Source organism: Streptomyces sp. PsTaAH-137 (assembly GCF_003259365.1).
Taxonomy (GTDB): Bacteria; Actinomycetota; Actinomycetes; order Streptomycetales; family Streptomycetaceae; genus Streptomyces.
Genome location: NZ_QLLY01000084.1, coordinates 1 through 2099, shown reverse-complemented (window position 1 = coordinate 2099; position 2099 = coordinate 1). Strand labels below are relative to the sequence as shown.

The 2099-nt window shown below is 72.0% G+C and carries 3 protein-coding genes; all 3 read right to left on the bottom strand.

Annotated elements, in window-relative coordinates; translation table 11 throughout:
• Positions 1–342, bottom strand: a 342-nt coding sequence (locus K377_RS41020) for a thioesterase II family protein (protein WP_237551965.1), incomplete at its 3' end; no start/stop codon positions are given.
• Positions 339–1589 (bottom strand): cytochrome P450, encoded by a 1251-nt coding sequence (locus K377_RS41015; protein ID WP_111668705.1) that lies wholly within the window; start codon positions 1587–1589, stop codon positions 339–341. The genes K377_RS41020 and K377_RS41015, both read right to left, overlap by 4 nt.
• Positions 1586–1819, bottom strand: coding sequence for a phosphopantetheine-binding protein (locus K377_RS41010; RefSeq protein ID WP_111668704.1), 234 nt, complete (start codon positions 1817–1819; stop codon positions 1586–1588). The genes K377_RS41015 and K377_RS41010 overlap by 4 nt, the downstream gene beginning before the upstream one ends.
• Positions 1820–2099: the final 280 nt, after the last annotated feature.

Genomic DNA, 2099 nt, shown 5'->3' with positions numbered 1-2099 from the left:
GGGCAGGCCGGCCTCGGCGAGCCGGAGGGCGGTCTCGTAGGCGGGGATCACGCCCGAGCAGTGGCCGAAGAACGCGAACGGCCGGTCGAGCAGCGGCGTGAGCGGTTCGACCAGGGCCTCGGCGAGGTTCTCGTACGTGCCGTAGTGCGGGTGGCCGAGCCGGTTCTCGCGGCCGGGGAACTGCACCGGGCAGATCTCGGCGTCGCCGAGCGCGGCCGGCCAGGCGCTGAACGCCGATGCCCCGGAACCGGAGAAGGGGAAGCAGAACAGCCGCGCGGCGTGGTCGGTGGACGGCGGCCGGACGAACCACGGCGAGGGGGCGATCGTGGAGCCGGTTGTCATGGCGTCTGCCGTTTCTGCGCGACGACGGGGAAGCGGGTCATTCCGGAGATGAAGTACGAGCGCAGGTGCTCGGGTTCGCCGGCGGTCTCCAGGGACGCGCAGCGCTGGAGGAGTTCCTCGAAGAAGACCCGCAGGGTGAGCCGGGCCAGCGGTGCGCCGATGCAGAAGTGCGGCCCGAAGCCGAAGGCGACGTGGCGCTTGGCGTTGGGGCGGTTGAGGTCGAAGGTGTGCGGGTCGGCGAAGAGTTCGGGGTCCCGGTTGGCCGATCCGATCCAGGCGACGACGGCGGCCCGGGCCGGGATGGTGCCGCCCGGCAGCTCGATGTCGTCGACGGCGTACCGCATGAAGTTGCAGGCGGCCGAGGTCCAGCGCAGCCCCTCCTCGACGAGGTTCGGGATCAGCGTCGGGTCGGCCTGCGCCTTGTCGAACTGTTCGGGCCGCTCGATGAGGGCCTGCACGGTTCCCGAGACGGTGTGCGGCGTCGTCACGTTGGCGCCCAGCAGGATGCTGTAGCCGTCGAGGGCGATCTCCTCGTCGGTCAGCGGCGCGTCGCCGGCCCGCACGCTCATGAGGTGGTGCAGCAGGCTGTCGTCCTCGGCGCCGGTGGCGCGGCGCTTTTTGACCCACTCCGTGACGTAGTTGACCAGCTCGTGGTGGGCGATGGCCAGCGTGGTGGGCTCGTTGGCGATCTGGAAGTGCGGGTCGGAGGGGGCCGTGACCATGGCGGTCAGCTGGACGAGCTCCTCCCAGTCCTCGGCCGGGATGCCGAGGAGCGGGCCGGTGACCATCGCGGGCAGCAGCAGCGACCGCTCCGCCAGGTCGAACACCTCGCCTTCGAGGGCGGGTTCGAGGAAGCGGGTGACCGTGCCGCGGATCGAGTCCTCCCAGGACTTCACGGCGCGCGCGGTGAGCTTGGCGCCGAGCGGTCTGCGGACCTCGGTGTGCCGGGGCGGGTCGGTGGACGTGAGGAGCTTGCCCGCGGCGGGGTCGTCGATGCCCACGTGGGTGGGGGTGGTGCCGCGCTCCGAGGTGAACTCGCGGTGGTCGCCGAGCACCCGGCAGACGTCCTCGTACCGGGTCACCGACCAGAACTCCCGGCCGTCCGGCAGGACTTGGTGGTGCACGGGAGCCTTGTCCCGCATCACGTCCCAGATGGGGTGGGGGTCGCCCGAGGTGTAGAGGTCGAGATCGAACAGGTCGAGACCGTCGAGGTCGACGTCGCGTGCGGGTCCCGGCGTCAGCCTCACGCCGCCGCCCTCCCCTGCTCGATCAGCGCGGCGACCCGCGCCGGGGTCTGGGCCAGGTAGAAGTCGCGTACGGAGAGCCGTACGCCGTACTCCTCCGCCACCTGGTCGATGATCTTGATGCCGGACAGCGAGTTGCCGCCGAGCGTGAAGAAGTCGTCGTCCACCCCGACCTCGGCGCATTCGAGGTGCTGGGCCCACAGCTTCGCGATGTCGTGTCCGAGCGAATCCATTGCCAGTCTTTCCTTCCTCCACCGACCGGGAGCACCCGCTCGTGTCCTTTTCGGTCCCGGATGTCACGGCCCGTCCGCTGTCCCGCCGGCGGGACACGTTCCCCGGGGGAAGGGCCGACCGGAGTCTCGCGCGGCGGCCCCGCGGCCCGCACCGCGTCCGCGGGGCGCCCCGGTCCCGTGGCCGGCGGGGTTGTGCCCGGGCCGGTTCGTGGACCGAGCCTCGTCCCGCCGGCGGGACGGGACAAGCGCCCCGGCCGCCCCGCGCGCCCGGGAGGCGGGG

Excerpts from the sequence above, each read along its gene's own strand:
- K377_RS41010 (WP_111668704.1), bottom strand. The coding sequence starts at position 1,819 with ATGGATTCGCTCGGACACGACATCGCGAAGCTGTGGGCCCAGCACCTC.